The 15,310-nt window shown below is 74.8% G+C and carries 17 protein-coding genes; 16 read left to right on the top strand and 1 reads right to left on the bottom strand.

The features are described 5' to 3' along the window. The first annotated feature begins 9 nt into the window (after nt 1-9). From CTE05_RS01765 to CTE05_RS01705, 13 genes are all read left to right on the top strand, one after another. On the top strand, nt 10-909 hold the full coding sequence (locus tag CTE05_RS01765; RefSeq protein ID WP_146844376.1) for a DUF5666 domain-containing protein: 900 nt from the start codon (nt 10-12) through the stop codon (nt 907-909). After that, a complete protein-coding gene (locus tag CTE05_RS01760; RefSeq protein WP_146844375.1) occupies nt 902-2,755 on the top strand; it encodes an HlyD family efflux transporter periplasmic adaptor subunit in 1,854 nt (617 codons plus the stop codon). Before CTE05_RS01765 ends, CTE05_RS01760 begins: the two co-directional genes overlap by 8 nt. 103 nt (nt 2,756-2,858) lie before the next feature. After that, nucleotides 2,859-3,689 carry a pyrroline-5-carboxylate reductase gene (gene proC, locus CTE05_RS01755; RefSeq protein ID WP_146844374.1) on the top strand — a complete coding sequence of 277 codons (831 nt, stop codon included), beginning with the start codon at nt 2,859-2,861 and terminating at the stop codon, nt 3,687-3,689. Continuing rightward, on the top strand, nt 3,689-4,699 hold the full coding sequence (locus CTE05_RS01750) for a LacI family DNA-binding transcriptional regulator (RefSeq protein WP_246123189.1): 1,011 nt from the start codon (nt 3,689-3,691) through the stop codon (nt 4,697-4,699). The genes proC and CTE05_RS01750 overlap by 1 nt, the downstream gene beginning before the upstream one ends. 168 nt (nt 4,700-4,867) lie before the next feature. After that, nucleotides 4,868-5,278 (top strand): hypothetical protein, encoded by a 411-nt coding sequence (locus tag CTE05_RS01745; protein ID WP_146844373.1) that lies wholly within the window; start codon nt 4,868-4,870, stop codon nt 5,276-5,278. Continuing rightward, nucleotides 5,275-6,120 (top strand): helix-turn-helix transcriptional regulator, encoded by an 846-nt coding sequence (locus tag CTE05_RS01740; protein WP_146844372.1) that lies wholly within the window; start codon nt 5,275-5,277, stop codon nt 6,118-6,120. Before CTE05_RS01745 ends, CTE05_RS01740 begins: the two co-directional genes overlap by 4 nt. Beyond that, complete coding sequence (locus CTE05_RS01735; protein WP_146844371.1) at nt 6,117-6,455, top strand: cupin domain-containing protein; 339 nt, start codon at nt 6,117-6,119, stop codon at nt 6,453-6,455. The genes CTE05_RS01740 and CTE05_RS01735 overlap by 4 nt, the downstream gene beginning before the upstream one ends. Before the next feature lie 138 nt (nt 6,456-6,593). Then, nucleotides 6,594-8,174 carry a xylulokinase gene (locus tag CTE05_RS01730; protein WP_146844370.1) on the top strand — a complete coding sequence of 527 codons (1,581 nt, stop codon included), beginning with the start codon at nt 6,594-6,596 and terminating at the stop codon, nt 8,172-8,174. After that, nucleotides 8,171-8,860 (top strand): L-ribulose-5-phosphate 4-epimerase, encoded by a 690-nt coding sequence (locus tag CTE05_RS01725; RefSeq protein ID WP_146844369.1) that lies wholly within the window; start codon nt 8,171-8,173, stop codon nt 8,858-8,860. The genes CTE05_RS01730 and CTE05_RS01725 overlap by 4 nt, the downstream gene beginning before the upstream one ends. After that, a complete protein-coding gene (gene araA / locus CTE05_RS01720; protein ID WP_186814693.1) occupies nt 8,860-10,359 on the top strand; it encodes an L-arabinose isomerase in 1,500 nt (499 codons plus the stop codon). Before CTE05_RS01725 ends, araA begins: the two co-directional genes overlap by 1 nt. Nucleotides 10,360-10,464: 105 nt before the next feature. Beyond that, nucleotides 10,465-11,469 (top strand): hypothetical protein, encoded by a 1,005-nt coding sequence (locus CTE05_RS01715; RefSeq protein WP_146844367.1) that lies wholly within the window; start codon nt 10,465-10,467, stop codon nt 11,467-11,469. A 77-nt stretch (nt 11,470-11,546) separates the two neighbouring features. Further along, nucleotides 11,547-11,768, top strand: a complete 222-nt coding sequence (locus tag CTE05_RS01710; protein WP_146844366.1) for a hypothetical protein — start codon at nt 11,547-11,549, stop codon at nt 11,766-11,768. A 22-nt stretch (nt 11,769-11,790) separates the two neighbouring features. After that, the gene (locus CTE05_RS01705; RefSeq protein WP_146844365.1) at nt 11,791-12,486 is read left to right on the top strand and encodes a TetR/AcrR family transcriptional regulator; all 696 of its coding nucleotides are present in this window, start codon (nt 11,791-11,793) and stop codon (nt 12,484-12,486) included. Here the strand turns inward: CTE05_RS01705 and CTE05_RS01700 are convergent. Further along, on the bottom strand, nt 12,427-12,816 hold the full coding sequence (locus CTE05_RS01700; RefSeq protein WP_146844364.1) for a DoxX family protein: 390 nt from the start codon (nt 12,814-12,816) through the stop codon (nt 12,427-12,429). The genes CTE05_RS01705 and CTE05_RS01700 overlap by 60 nt on opposite strands. Nucleotides 12,817-12,874: 58 nt before the next feature. On the opposite strand from CTE05_RS01700, the gene CTE05_RS01695 reads away from it, so the two are divergent. From CTE05_RS01695 to CTE05_RS01685, 3 genes are read left to right on the top strand one after another with little or no spacing between them, the layout of a single operon-like run. Then, nucleotides 12,875-13,669 (top strand): maleylpyruvate isomerase N-terminal domain-containing protein, encoded by a 795-nt coding sequence (locus tag CTE05_RS01695; RefSeq protein WP_186814692.1) that lies wholly within the window; start codon nt 12,875-12,877, stop codon nt 13,667-13,669. Between the two features lie 44 nt (nt 13,670-13,713). Next, nucleotides 13,714-14,511 carry an ABC transporter ATP-binding protein gene (locus CTE05_RS01690; protein ID WP_146844362.1) on the top strand — a complete coding sequence of 266 codons (798 nt, stop codon included), beginning with the start codon at nt 13,714-13,716 and terminating at the stop codon, nt 14,509-14,511. Beyond that, nucleotides 14,508-15,287, top strand: a complete 780-nt coding sequence (locus CTE05_RS01685) for an ABC transporter permease (protein ID WP_146844361.1) — start codon at nt 14,508-14,510, stop codon at nt 15,285-15,287. The genes CTE05_RS01690 and CTE05_RS01685 overlap by 4 nt, the downstream gene beginning before the upstream one ends. The last annotated feature ends 23 nt before the right edge of the window (nt 15,288-15,310 follow it).

Raw genomic sequence — 15,310 nt, 5'->3', positions numbered from 1 at the left:
AGTCTTCCCATGCCCACCCTCACCCAGCGTCTGCTTCCCGCGCTCGCCGCGGCCACGGTCCTCGTGCTCGCCGGCTGCACGGGCTCGCCCTCGTCCGCCGCAGCACCCGACGACGACCCGACAGCCGTCACCCGGCAGGACGACGGACCGCAGCGCCGTGGCGGTGGCGTCTCGGGGGAGATCGCGTCCGTCACCGGCGCGGTGGTGCAGGTCCGGTCGGCCGACGCGCAGACCGCGGTGACCTGGACCGATGCCACGACGTTCTCCGCGACCGTGGACGGCACGCTCGGCGACGTCACGGTCGGTGCGTGCGTCGTGGCGGTGTCGGCCGGCACGACGAGCGCGACCGAGGACGACGCCGACGCTCCCGTGGAGGCGACGAGCGTCGCGCTCACCGAGCCGGCCGACGACGGCACCTGCGCCGGCGGCCTGGGCGCCGGACCCCCCTTCGGCGGGGACCGGCCCGACGGAGCGCCGACGGACCTGCCGGCCATGCCGGAGGGCGAGCGCCCCTCGGGGCCCCCGACCGGCCTGCGGTCGTTCGGCGGGGGCGCGGTCGGCACGGTCACCGCGGTCGACGGCAGCACCCTGACCGTCGAGAGCACCGGGCCCGACGACGAGACGACGACCCGCACGGTCACGGTCACCGACGCGACCGCGTACACGAAGACCGTGGCTGCCGACGCCTCCGCGATCGTCGTCGGGCAGTGCGCGAGCGCCCGCGGCGAGGCCGACGACAGCGGCAAGGTGACCGCGACGAGCATCACGGTGTCCGCGCCGACCGACGGCGAGTGCACCGGCGGCATGCTCCAGCGCTTCGGCGGCCCCGGCGGCCCGGGCGGCGGCGGTCCGGACGGCGTCCCGCAGGAGGACACGCAGGACGCGACGCAGGGCGGCACCGATGCCTGAGCAGACAGCGAGCCCGTCCCTCGCCCGCCGGCGGCGGACCCGGCGGCGCCGTATGGTCGCCCTCGGCGCCGCCGGTGCCGTGGTCCTCGTGGCCGCCGGCGGTGGGGTCGCCCTCGCCGTCGGCGGCTCCGACGACGGCCGGTACCGCACGGCCACGGCCGAGCGGGCGAGCGTCGAGCAGGTCGTCGACACGGTCGGGACGATCGCGTCGGCCAACCGGCGCGACGCGTCGTTCTCCGTCGACGGCACCGTGGCCGACGTGCGCGTGACCGTCGGGCAGGTCGTCGGCGCGGGTGACGTGCTGGCCACGCTCGACACCGAGGCTCTGCAGGGCGCCGTCGAGCGGGCGGAGGCCGACCTCGCCGCCGCGCAGCAGCAGCTCAGCGACCACCTGGACGCCCAGACGTCGTCCGACCCGACACCGTCGCCGTCGACCTCGTCGCTCACGTCTGCCGACACCGACGAGCCCGCAGACGACCCCACGGCACCTGCGGACCCCGCGGACCCCGCCGTCGAGCGCGCGGCCGCCGAGGTGCGGGCGGCGCAGCAGGCGCTCCTCGACCAGTACCGGCTGACGGCGGACGCCCTGGACGCCAGCGGCGAGAGCGTGTCGGCGTCGCAGGCGACGTGCGCGGCGTTCCTCGCGGTGGTCGCGGGCGACGTCGACACGCCGGATCCCACGCCGACAGCGACCGAGCCGCCTGCGACGGACACGACCGACACCACCGACGCGACGGACACGACCGACCCGACCGACACGACCGGCGCGCCCGTCACTGACGAGCCGAGCACAGCGGAGCCGGACCCGACCGTCGTCGAGCAGGCGCTCGCCGACTGCCAGGCCGCGCTCACGGGCACCCTCGACGCCCAGACCGCCACGGACGCCGAGCAGCAGGCGCTCCTGACGCTGGCCGCCGCGCTGGACGAGGCGGTGCGGGCGCTCCAGGAGGCGGAGACGCGGTCGTCGTCGAGCCCGACGACGACCACCAGCGGCCCGTCGACCAGCTCGCCGTCGACCGACACCCCGTCGCCGAGCACGCCGTCCCCCTCCGGCGACACGACGACGACGGTCACGGCGGCGACGATCGTCGCGGACCAGGCTGCGATCGACCTGGCCGAGGCGAACGTCACGCTCGCCCAGAGCCGCCTCCCGTTCGCCACCCTGACCAGCCCGATCGCCGGCACGGTCGCGGCGGTGTCGCTGGCCCCCGGCGACGCGGTCACGGCGTCGTCGACGACCGTGGTCGTCACGGTCCTCGGCCCGGACGGCTACACGGTCACCACCAGCGTGCCGCTGACGTCGATCGACATCGTGGAGGTCGGCCAGACCGCCCAGGTGACGACGCCCAGCACCGACGCGACCCTCACGGGCACGGTCAGCAGCATCGGAGTCCTCGACACCTCGACCACGGCCGACCCCGCGTACACGGTCGAGCTGGCGGTCGACCCGACGGACGAGAGGCTGTACGACGACGCCTCGGCGCAGGTCCGCATCACGGTCGCAGGCGCCGACGAGGTGCTGACCGTCCCGACGTCGGCCGTGCACGTCGACGGCACGACGGCCACGGTCCAGGTGCTCGAGGGCGGCACGCCCACCGAGGTCACGGTGACGCGCGGCGCGGTCGGCGCCGAGCGCACGGAGATCACGGACGGTCTGGCCGTCGGTGACGAGGTGGTCCTGGCCGACCTCGACGAGCCGATCGAGTCCGGCACGTCGGCGACCACGGGCCTGTCGGGCCTGGGCGGCGACCAGGTCGAGATGCCGGGCCCGCCGGAGGGCTTCGTGATGAACGGCGACCTGGGAGGCGGCCCGCCGGCCGGGTTCACCCAGCGCGACGGCGGCTGACGGCCGGCGGTGGGCGCGTCCGTGTGAGCGCTCACCCCGGCGGCCCTCTCGCGTCGGTAGGCTCGCGGCGTCGCCCTCCGGCGGCACGGACGGGAGGACCACGATGACCGACGAGCCCACCGGCGGCAGGCCGCAGGTCGCGGTGCTGGGCGGCGGCGTCATGGGGGAGACGCTGCTCAGCGCGCTGCTGACGGCGGGCTGGACGCCGGAGCAGGTCGAGGTCACCGAGCGGCACGTCCCGCGCGCCGACGAGCTGGCCGGCCGGTACGGCGTCCGCACCGGGGCGTCGAACGCCGAGGCGGCCGCCCGCGCCGACGTCGTGCTCCTCGCGGTGAAGCCGAACGTCGTCGCGTCCGTCCTCGACGAGGTGAAGCAGGCCCTGCGCGGCGGCGAGCTCGTCGTGAGCGTCGCCGCCGGGCTCCCGATCTCCAGCTACGAGAAGCGGCTGAGCACCGGGCAGCCCGTCGTCCGCGTCATGCCGAACACCCCGGCGGTCGTCGGCAAGGGCGCGAGCGCGATCGCGCCCGGCACGCACGCGACCGAAGGACACCTGGTCCTCGTCGAGACGATGCTCGCCGCCACGGGGCTCGTGGTCCGGGTGGAGGAGAAGGACCTCGACGCGGTCACCGCGATCTCCGGGTCCGGACCCGCGTACGCGTTCTACCTGATCGACGCGATGGCCGAGGCGGGCGTCCTGCTCGGCCTCAGCCGGGACCTCGCGACGAGGCTCGCCGTCGCCACCGTCGAGGGCTCGGCGGCGCTCGCCGCCCAGTCGGGGGACCACCCCGCCGTGCTGCGGGAACGGGTCTCGTCCCCGGGCGGGACCACGGTCGCCGCCGTCCAGGTGCTCGACGCCCACGGCGTCCGCGCCGGAGTCGTCGCCGCGGCCGAGGCGGCCCGCAACCGGTCGCGTGAGCTCGGCCAGCAGTACTGATGATGAACAGCGCCGCGCGCCCACCCGCCATGAGTGACGTCGCCGCGCTCGCCGGCGTCTCCCACCAGACGGTCTCCCGGGTGCTCAACGACCACCCGAGCGTCCGCCCGGAGACCCGCGAGCGCGTCACCGAGGCCATCCTCCAGCTGGGCTACCGCCGCAACAGCGCCGCCCGCACGCTGGTCACCCGCCGGTCCGGCACGCTGGGCGTGGTCACGCCCGCGACCGCGCTGTACGGCCCGACGAGCACCCTGGTGGGGCTCGAGGAGGCCGCGCGCGTGGTCGGCTGGTTCGTGTCGGTGGCGACCATCCGGCAGTTCGACGGCGACAGCATGCACACGGCGCTGGAGCACTTCCTCGGGCAGGGCGTCGACGGGATCGCGATCATCGCGCCGACGACGGAGGTCGCGCAGGCCATCGCCGCGATCGCGTCCCCGGTCCCGGTGGTGCTCATCTCGTCCGCGTCGGACGTCCCGCCCGTCCCGCACCTGCACGCCGTCGGCGTCGACCAGCGCCACGGCGCCCGGCTCGCCACCCAGCACCTGCTCGACCAGGGGTTCGGCGACGTGGTGCACGTGGCCGGCCCGCAGGACTGGTTCGACGCCCAGGACCGCCTCGCCGGCTGGCGCGAGGTGTCCGGGCCCGGCGCCCCCGAGCACATCGAGGCCGGCTGGGACGCGGCCGACGGCTACGAGCTGGGGCTGCGCATGGTCCGCGGGGGGTTGCCGCGGGCGATCTTCGCGGCCAACGACCAGCTCGCGCTCGGCCTGCTGCACGCGTTCTGGGAGAAGGGTGTGCGGGTGCCCGACGACGTGGCCGTCGTGGGGTTCGACGACGAGGTCGGCGCCGCGCACTACACACCGCCGCTGACCACCGTGCGGCAGGACTTCGGGGCGCTCGGCCGGCTCGCGGTCGGCTCGCTGCAGGCCGCGTTCGCCGGGGAGGACGTCGCGCGCCAGCAGATCCCGGCCGAGCTCGTGGTCCGCGCCAGCTCGGTGCGACGCGCCTAGCCCGGACCGACGCCGCTGCAGGCCGATCGCCCGGGACCTCCGCTGGGTGCACGAGCGGACATCGGATCCGCACGACCCACAGCATGACCTCGCAGGTCATCGACACGATGACCTGCCGGGCGCGACGGTTCTGGTGCGACACCCGCCGCGATCCCGAGGAGGAGCACCATGACCGCATCCCCTGCCCTGACCGCCGTGCCGACGAGCGAGCGCACCCTGCGCCGCGTCCTGGTGGCCGACGCGCTCGTCGGCCTGCTCGCCGCCGTCGGGCTGCTCGCGGCGACGGACCTGTACGCCCGGCTCACCGGCCTGCCCGTCCCGGTGCTCCGGGTGGTCGGCCTGCTGCTCCTCGGCTACGTCGTCGCCCTCGCGTGGACGAGCCGAGCCCGTCCCCTGCGCCGCCGGGCCGTCGGCGCGCTCGTCGTCGCCAACTGGGCGTGGGTCGCCGCGAGCGCGGTCCTCGTCGTGACGGTCCCCGCGACACCGTTCGGGGTCGTCTACGTGATCGGGCAGGCCCTGGTCGTCGCCGGGTTCGCGGTGGCCGAGGCGCGATCCCTGCGAGACTCGTCGGCACCATGACCACAGGACCCGGGACGCTGCTGCGCCAGTGGCGGGTGCGTCGACGCCTCAGCCAGCTCGAGCTCTCGTCGCAGACGGGCGTCTCGACGCGGCACCTCAGCTACGTCGAGACGGGCAGGTCGAGCCCGAGCCGCGACCTCGTGCTGCGGCTGAGCTCGCACCTGGACGTGCCGCTGCGCGAGCGCAACCACCTGCTGGTCGCGGCCGGTTTCGCGCCCGAGTACCGCGGCACGCCGCTGGACGACCCGTCGATGGACGCCGTGCGTGCCGCGCTGCGCGTGGTCCTCGACGGGCACGGCCCCAACCCGGCGCTGGTCGTCGACCGGTCCTGGAACCTGGTCGAGGCCAACGCCGCGGTCGCGGTGCTGCTCGGGGACGTGGACCCGGCGCTCCTCGAGGCGCCGGTGAACGTGCTCCGGGTCGCGATGCACCCCCGCGGCATGGCGCCGCACATCGCGAACCTGGCCGAGTGGCGGGCGCACGCGCTCGACCGGGTGCGCCGGCAGGTCGCGTCGACCGGCGACCCCGAGCTCGCCCGGCTGCTCGCGGAGCTCAGCGCGTATCCCGGCGGCGAGGCGATGGCCGGGGTGAGCGACGGGGTGGCGATCCCGATGCAGGTCACGATCGGCGGGGAGCCGCTCGCGTTCCTCACGACGGTCGCGACGTTCGGCACCCCGCTGGACATCACGGTGGCCGAGCTCGTGATCGAGTCGTTCTACCCCGCGGACGCGGCGAGCGCCCGGGCGCTCGCCCGGCTCGCGGCGTCGGTGGACCCGACCCTGGTCGCGGCGGTGCTGGGCTCTAGGCTCGGGTCGTCCCCGACGCACCTGGAGGTCCGATGATCGACATCGCCGAGCTGGCCGACCGGCACCTCGAGGCGGCCCGTGCGGACCCGCACGGCCGGTCGGCCGGGGTCGTGGTCCACGACGGCGAGCTGCGTCAGTCGGTGATCGCGCTGACCGCCGGGTCGAGCCTGGGCGAGCACAACTCGCCGAACGCGGCGACGCTGCAGGTCTGGCAAGGGCGGGTGCGCGTCGAGTCGCCTGCGGGTGACGTGGAGGCGAGCACCGGTCACCTGTGGGTGCTCACCCACGAGCGGCACTCGGTGCACGCGGTCGAGGACTCGGTCTTCCTGCTGACGACGCTCACCGGGGTCGGTCGGGCCTCGCACGGCTGACCAGCACCGCGACGTCGCCGTCCTGGACCTGACGGGTACCTGCGAGAAGGTGGACCGCGGGGGCGATGTTAGCGCTAACATGTGTCTCGGCCGCCGGCGTCCGCCGCGGTCCGTGACGGACGGAGCGGAGCCCGCGTGATGACGGTCGACCCCCACGGTGCCGACCCCCGGGAGGCCATCGCCGCCGGTCGGACGGCGATCGGCATCGAGCTGGGCTCCACCCGGATCAAGGCCGTCCTCATCGGCCCCGGGCACACCCCGCTGGCGAGCGGCAGCCACGACTGGGAGAACCAGTTCGTCGACCGCGTCTGGACGTACTCGCTGGACGCCGTCTGGTCCGGCCTGCAGGCCGCCGTCGCCGGGCTGCTGGCCGACGCCGAGGCGCAGCACGGGGTGCGGCCGACCACGGTCGGAGCCATCGGCATCTCCGCGATGATGCACGGCTACCTCGCGTTCGACGCCGCGGACGAGCTGCTCGTCCCGTTCCGTACCTGGCGCAACACCACCACCGGCGCGGCCGCGGCGGAGCTGACGGGGCTGTTCGGCCACAACATCCCGCTGCGCTGGTCGATCGCGCACCTGCGCCAGGCGGAGCTCGACGCGGAACCGCACGTCCCCGACATCGCCTTCGTCACCACGCTCGCCGGGTACGTGCACTGGAGGCTCACCGGGCGCAAGGTGCTGGGCGTCGGCGACGCGTCGGGCATGTTCCCGATCGACACCGCGACGCACACCTACGACGAGCGGATGCTCGCCGCCTACCCCGGCACGGACGTGGCGAGGCTGCTGCCCGAGATCCTGCTCGCGGGCCAGGACGCCGGCAGGCTGACCGAGGCCGGTGCCGCGCTGCTCGACCCGACGGGCACCCTGCAGGCGGGCATCCCGCTGTGCCCGCCCGAGGGTGACGCGGGAACGGGGATGGTCGCCACCAACGCGGTCGCGCCGCGCACCGGCAACGTCAGCGTCGGCACGAGCATCTTCGCGATGGTGGTGCTGGAGAAGCCGCTCGGCAGCGTGCACCACGAGCTCGACCTGGTGACGACGCCGTCGGGCGACCTGGTCGCGATGGTGCACTGCAACAACGGCGCCAGCGAGCTCGGCGCGTGGGCCGAGGTGTTCGGCCAGTTCGCCGCGGCGCTCGGGACCACGGCGAGCGCGGACGACGTGTTCGGGGTGCTGCTGCGCGAGGCCCTGGAGGGCGACGCCGACGGCGGCGGCCTGCTGGCCTACAACTACCTGTCGGGCGAGCCGATCACGGGTCTCGACGAGGGTCGCCCGCTGGTCGTGCGGACGCCCGACAGCCGGCTCACGCTGGCCAACTTCATGCGCACCCAGGTGTACAGCGCGTTCGGCACCCTCAGCCTCGGCATGCGGGTCCTGCGCGGCGAGGGCGTCGAGCTCGACGCGATGTTCGCGCACGGCGGCCTGTTCCGGACCGAGGGCGTGGCGCAGCGGCTGCTCGCCGCGGCCGTCGGCGCGCCGGTGACCGTCGGCAGCACGGCGGGCGAGGGTGGTGCGTGGGGGATCGCGGTGCTCGCCGCGTACCTGGGGGCGGCACCCGGCCAGGACCTGGCCGGCTACCTGGAGGACCGTGTGTTCGGTGGTGCCGTCGCGACGACGGTCGAGCCGGACCCCGACGACGTCCGCGGCTTCGACACCTACCTGGAGCGTTACAGCGCCGGGCTGGCGATCGAGCGGGCCGCGGTGGAGGCGCTGTGAGCACGACGGACGAGATCGAGCGGACCCGCGAGGTCGTCGCACGCCTCCACGCGGAGCTGCCGCGCTGGGGCCTGGTGGTGTGGACGGCGGGGAACGTCTCGCAGCGCGTCGTGGTGGGCTCCGAGCCTGGTCCCGACGACCTGTTCGTCATCAAGCCCTCGGGCGTGACGTACGACGAGCTGACCCCGGAGGCGATGGTCGTCTGCGACCTGGACGGCACGCTCGTCGACGGCACCCGCGCCCCGTCGAGCGACACTGCGGCCCACGCCTACGTCTACCGGCACCTCCCGCACGTCGGCGGCGTCGTGCACACCCACTCGACCTACGCGACGGCGTGGGCCGCGCGCGGCGAGCCCGTGCCGTGCGTGCTGACGATGATGGCCGACGAGTTCGGCGGCGACGTGCCGATCGGCCCGTTCGCGCTCATCGGGGACGACTCCATCGGCCGCGGCATCGTCGAGACGCTGAGGGACTCCCGCAGTCCCGCGGTGCTCATGCGCAACCACGGCCCGTTCACCGTCGGCAAGGACGCCACGGCCGCCGTGAAGGCCGCCGTCATGGTCGAGGAGGTCGCACGCACGGTGCACATCGCCCGCCAGCTGGGCGACACCGTGCCGATCGCGCAGGCCGACATCGACTCCCTCTACGCCCGCTACCAGAACGTCTACGGACAGGACACGAAGTGATGAAGCCGTACGCCGACCGCGAGATCTGGTTCCTCACCGGGAGCCAGGGCCTCTACGGCGAGGAGACGTTGCGCCAGGTCGCGACGCAGTCGCAGGAGATCGCCACCGCGCTGCAGGACGTCCTGCCCGCGAACGTCGTCTGGAAGCCGGTGCTGACCGACTCCGACGCGATCCGGCGCGCAGCCCTGGAGGCCAACGCGGACGACTCCGTCATCGGCGTGATCGCCTGGATGCACACGTTCTCCCCGGCCAAGATGTGGATCGCGGGCCTCGACGCGCTGCGCACGCCGCTGCTGCACCTGCACACGCAGGCGAACGTCGAGCTGCCGTGGGACTCCATCGACTTCGACTTCATGAACCTCAACCAGGCCGCGCACGGCGACCGGGAGTTCGGGTACATCGCCACGCGTCTGGGTGCCGCGCGCAAGACGGTGGCGGGGCACGTGTCGAACCCGGCCGTCACGGCGTCGATCGACGTCTGGGTGCGCGCGTGCGCCGGCTGGGCCGCCACGCACGAGCTCAGGCTCGCCCGGTTCGGCGACAACATGCGCAACGTCGCGGTGACCGAGGGGGACAAGACGGAGGCCGAGCTGCGGTTCGGCGTCTCGGTGAACACGTGGGGCGTCAACGACCTCGTGGCGGCCGTGGACGCGGTCGCGGAGTCCGACGTGGACGCGCTCGTCGCCGAGTACGAGGAGCTGTACGACGTCGTCCCCGAGCTGCGCAAGGACGGCGACCGGCACGACTCCCTGCGCTACGGCGCCCGCCAGGAGATCGCCCTGCGGACCCTGCTCGAGTCGCTGGGGGCGAGGGCCTTCACGACGAACTTCGAGGACCTCGGCGACCTGCGCCAGCTGCCCGGGCTCGCCGTGCAGCGGCTCATGGCGGACGGGTACGGCTTCGGTGCCGAGGGCGACTGGAAGACCGCGATCCTGGTCCGCGCCGCCAAGGTGATGGGCGCCGGCCTGCCCGGTGGCGCGTCGCTGATGGAGGACTACACCTACGACCTGACGCCCGGCTCGGAGCGGATCCTCGGCGCCCACATGCTCGAGATCTGCCCGACGCTGACCACGTCGAAGCCGACCCTGGAGATCCACCCGCTGGGCATCGGCGGCAAGGAGGACCCGGTCCGCCTCGTGTTCAGCGCCGACGCCGGCGTGGGCGTGGTCGTCTCGCTGGCCGACATGCGCGACCGGTTCCGGCTCACGGCGAACGTGGTCGACGTCGTGCCGCCGACCGCGGACCTGCCGCACCTGCCCGTCGCCCGCGCCGTGTGGGAGCCCCGCCCGGACTTCCGCACGTCCGCCGAGGCGTGGCTGACCGCCGGGGGAGCGCACCACACCGTCCTGACGACGGCCGTCGGCGTCGAGGCGTTCGAGGACTTCGCGGAGATCGCTCGCACCGAGCTCCTGGTGATCGACGAGGCGACGACCCGCCGCGGGTTCCGCGACCAGGTCCGCTGGAACCAGGTGTACTTCCGGCTCGCGCAGGGCTTCTGACGGGTCGGACAGGTTCCACCGAACGGGTGGAGCGGGAGGCAGTGATTGCCTCTCTCGACTTGTGTGCATAACGTCATGACACGGGCGACTCGGGGGAGTGCAGCGATGACCGTGCAGGGGGTGGCAGGGCCGAGGTGGCTGCTGCGCCTGCTGCTCGTCGTCGGCCTCGGGATGCTCGTCGCGGTCCTCACTGTGCTGTGGTCGGCGCCCTCGGCGCACGCGACTCCTGACCCCGACGCCGCAGCGACCGCAGCGACCGCCTCGCTGACCGGACTCGTCGGCGACATCGCCGCCTCCGGTGCGACCGGGGCCGACGGCGGCGCCGTCACGACGGCCACCGAGGCGGTCGCGGAGGGTGAGCCCGTCGCCCCGGCGGCCGAGACCGCGGTCGAGCCGGTACCGGAGGCGGCCGCGCCGGTGGCCGAGACGTTCGTCGTGCCGGTGGTGGAGTCCCTCGCCACCCCGGTGACCGAGACCCCCGTCGCGCCCGTCGCGGAGTCCGTCGCACCCGTGGCCGAGACGCCCGGACCCGTGGTCGAGGTCGGCGCGCCCGTGGCCGAGTCGGTCACGACGGTCCTCGGGCCGGTGGCCGAGGTGGCGACGGCGGCGACCAGCGGGCTGGGCCCCGTCGCGGGCGCGCTGACGGCGTCGCTGCCGCCGGTGCCCGACGCGCCTCGCCTGGTCGGCTCACCCCGACACGGGATGGCACCGGCGCCTCGCGCGCCCGTCGTCGCGGTCGCTGCGCCGCTGCCCTGCCCGACCGTCGCCGCAGCGGTCGTCCCGACCGTCCGGCCGTCCTCGCCGTGGCACCCAGGGACGTCGCACGACGACGCACCGCGTCCCGACGACCGGCTCCCCGTCGTCGCGCCCCCGCCCGGTGCGGAGCACGTCCGCAGCGGCACCGCGGACCACCCGCGTCCGACGGGCCGGCCGGCAGCCGGTCTGTCGACGCCGAGCGCCGGGACGTCGTCGGGTGCGCGCTCATGCGTGGACGGCGACCTGCCCGCCGATCTCGAACCTCCCCAGCTGCGCGTGCTCAGCGTTCGGGCCGGACCCGGAGCCGAACCTGCCGTCGCACCTCAGATCGAGATCCTCGACTCCCCTGCGTGACCGGGCGCCCCGCGCGCCCGCGCGGCACGCCTCGGCGCCCGACCAGGGCGCTCCCACACTCGTCCAGGGAGTCCGCCGTGCACCCGTTCCTCCGTCGATCCGTCCAGACCGTCATCATCAGCGGCGGGATGGCCGCCATCGCCCTCGAGCTCGCCGGGGCCGCCGCTGCCGTCGCCATGGCGGTCGTCGCCGTCGCGGCGTCCCCCGCCGTCACCCGCACGTTCCACTGGCCGACCGACCGTGGGCCGTCCACGCTCACGGAGGTCCCGACGCAGCGCACCGCGCCACCGGAGTCCTGAACGCGCTCCGTACGCTGTGCGCATGTCCATCGACGCAGGCGCCGACGACGACGCCGTCGGGCCCGCTGCCCGCAGGCGGGGTCGGCGCCCCGCCGGTGAGGACACGCGTGGCGCCATCCTGGCGGCCGCCCGCGACGAGTTCGCGGAGCGGGGCTTCGACGGCGCGAGCATCCGGTCGGTGGCGCGTCGCGCCGACGTGGACCCTGGTCTGGTCCGGCACTACTTCCGCACCAAGTCCGACCTGTTCGCCGCCGGGATCGTGCCGCACGGCGTCGACCCGGCGGTCCTCGTCGCGCGGCTGGCCGCCGGTGGGGTCGACGGGCTCGGGGAGCGGCTGCTCACCGCGGTGCTCGGGATCTGGGGGCAGGACGGCGGCGTCGCGCTGCGGGTGGCGTTCGCGGGGATGACCTCGGGGGAGGTGCAGGCCGACGCGCTGTCGGGGTACGTCGGCCGGCAGGTCTTCGCCCGGGTCGCCCCCCTGCTCCCGCCACCCGACCAGCAGCTGCGCGTGTCCCTCGTCGCGTCGCAGGTCGCGGGCGTGCTGCTGGCCCGGCACGTCCTGCGGCTGGAGCCGCTCGCGTCGATGCCCGTCGAGGAGGTCGTCGCGCTCGTCGGCCCCACGCTCGACCGCTACCTGACCGGGCCGCTCGGGACCTCGTCAGCCGCCCCGGCGCGCCACCGAGACGGCCCAGGCGACCAGCGGCACCTGGAGGGGTAGCCGCCCCCACGCCACCGCAGGCTTGCCGGCCCACCCGCGCGCGTCGGTCCGGGACCGGACGGCCATCGTCACGTTCCCCGGGAAGACACCGACCAGGAGCGCGGCCGAGGCCCAGCCGCCGAGCCGTCGCGTGGGCGGTGCCACCAGCGCGGCGGCGCACGCGAGCTCCGCGACGCCGCTGCCGAGCACCCACGGGTCGGGGTCGCCGAGGATGCGCGGGACGAGCGGCCGGAAGACAGCGGGCCGCCGCAGGTGCAGCACGCCGGACGTGCCGAGCAGGGCGGCGAGCGCGAGGGCCGGGCCGTGCCGGCGGAGGGTCTCGGTGAGCACCCGTCACCGTAGCCACCCCGGTCGGCGCGGGGCACGTCGGGACGCTAGCGTGCGGCTCATGGACTACGCAGGTGTGATCGCCGAGGAGTCGGCGCGGGCCGCCGACGCCCTCGCGGAGGCGCCGCTCACGGCGCAGGTGCCGTCGTGCGCGGACTGGGACGCCGCCGACCTCGCGTACCACCTGGGCGAGGTGCAGGACTTCTGGTCGCAGATCGTCGGGAACGCCCCAGCGGGCCCCGACGACGCGCAGGACACGGAGCGCCGGCCCGACGACGAGCTGGTCGCGTTCCTGCGGACGCGCACGCAGGCGTTGCTGGGCGCGCTCGCCGCGCACGACCCCGACGACCCGTGCTGGTCCTGGTCGGCCACGGGCGGGACCGTCGGCTGGGTGCTGCGGCGTCAGGCGCACGAGGCGCTGGTGCACCGGGTCGACGCGGAGCAGACCGCGGGGCTGCCGGTCGTCGACCCGGGGACCGAGCTCGCGGCCGACGGGGTGGACGAGATGCTCGGGGTGATGGTCAGCGGCCTGCCGGCGTGGGCGTCGTTCACGGCCGACGGCCAGCGGGTCCGGCTGGTGGCCACGGACGCCGACCGCCAGTGGGTCATGGCGTTCGGCCGGTTCCACGGCACGTCGCCGACGACCGGCACGGAGTACGACGAGGAGTGCGCGGAGCTCGTCGGAGAGGCGCCCTGGGAGGGCGAGGACCAGGACGTCACCGCCGCGGTCGCCGGCCCGGCGTGGGACCTGGAGCTGTGGCTCTGGGGTCGCGGCGGGGCGGACGGCCTCACGGTCACCGGGGACCGCGCTGCCGTCGACCGGTTGCGCGCGGTGATCGTGGAGTCCACGCAGTAGCGGGTGCTTGCGTCGCGCCCGACGGGAGGAGCAGAATTCCTCGCATGGGGAATAGTGCGATCGAGATCGCCGGGCTCCGGGTCGTCCGGGGCGGCGTCCCGGTCATCCCGTCGCTCGACCTGGCGGTGCCGGTCGGGCAGGTGGTCGGGCTCCTCGGCCCGAGCGGCAGCGGGAAGACGACCCTCATGCGCGCCATCGTCGGGGCGCAGATCGTCGACGGCGGGACCGTCACCGTCCTCGGCCTGCCCGCGGGGTCCGCGGCGCTGCGGCGACGGATCGGCTACGTCACCCAGTCGCCGAGCGTGTACGGGGACCTGACGGTCGCGGAGAACCTGCGGTACGCGGCCGCGATCCTCGGCGTGGACGCCGCGGCGATCCACCAGGCGCTCACCGACGTCGACCTGCTGGGGCACGCCGGCCAGTCGATCGGGACGCTGTCCGGCGGGGAGCGCTCGCGGGTGTCGCTGGCGATCGCCCTGCTGGGGCGCCCCGACCTGCTGGTGCTCGACGAGCCGACCGTCGGCCTCGACCCCGTGCTCCGTCGCGACCTGTGGAACCTCTTCCACCGCCTGAGCCGGACGGGGGTCAGCCTCCTGGTGTCGAGCCACGTCATGGACGAGGCCGCGCGGTGCGACCGCCTCGTCCTGCTGCGCGGGGGAGGGGTGCTGGCGGACAGCCCCCTGGCGGACCTGCTCGCCCGCACCGGCACGACCGACGCCGAGGCGGCGTTCCTCGCCCTCGTCGACGAGGCGGCGGCGGGCGACGTCACCACCGGACGTCATGCGGCGGCGACCGGCGGCAGCGCGGGCGAGGGTGTCTCCGGGAGAGGAGCGGTGGCATGAGCGCCACGACAGCGGCAGAGGTGCGGGACGTCCCGTCGCGCACGATCACGGCGGGTCTCACCGCGGCGACCGCGCGTCGGGTCCTCACGCAGCTCCGGCACGACAAGCGCACCATCGCGCTCGTCGTCCTGCTCCCGTGCGTGCTGATCGGCCTGATCGCGTGGATGTTCGACGGGACGCCCGTGCTGGACCAGTTCGGTCCGCTGCTGGTCGCACTGTTCCCGATGATCGTGATGTTCCTGGTCACCAGCGTCGCGACCCTGCGGGAGCGCACCTCGGGGACTCTCGAGCGGCTGATGACGCTGCCGATCGGGCGCGGTGACGTCGTCGTCGGCTACGCCCTGGCGTTCGCCGTGCTGGCCACGGTGCAGGCGCTCGTGATCGTCGGGTTCGCGGTGTGGGTGTGCGGCATGGACGTCGCCGGCCCGATCGGGCTCGTGGTCCTCGTCGCGGTGCTCGACGCGGTGCTCGGGTGCGCGCTCGGCCTGGGTGCGTCGGCGCTCGCGCGCACGGAGTTCCAGGCCGTGCAGCTCATGCCGCTGGTCCTGTTCCCGCAGCTGATCACGTGCGGCCTGCTCATGCCCCGCGACGAGATGCCGACCGTCCTGGAGTGGATCTCCCGCGTCCTGCCGCTCACCTACGCCCTGGACGCGATGCAGCGGCTCGCGGCCGGCGGCTCGTGGCCCGACGTGCGCGGCGACGTCGCGGTGATCGCCGGCTTCATCGTCGGCGCCCTGGTGGTCGGCGCAGCGACGCTCCGCCGCCGCACCCCCTGACCCACACCGCCGGTGCGCGGCAC

The organism is Cellulomonas terrae (genome assembly GCF_007990265.1).
In the GTDB taxonomy this organism is placed as follows: Bacteria; Actinomycetota; Actinomycetes; order Actinomycetales; family Cellulomonadaceae; genus Cellulomonas; species Cellulomonas terrae.
The sequence above is the reverse complement of the archived record's forward strand: the minus strand, read 5'-3'. Positions and strand labels throughout refer to the sequence as shown.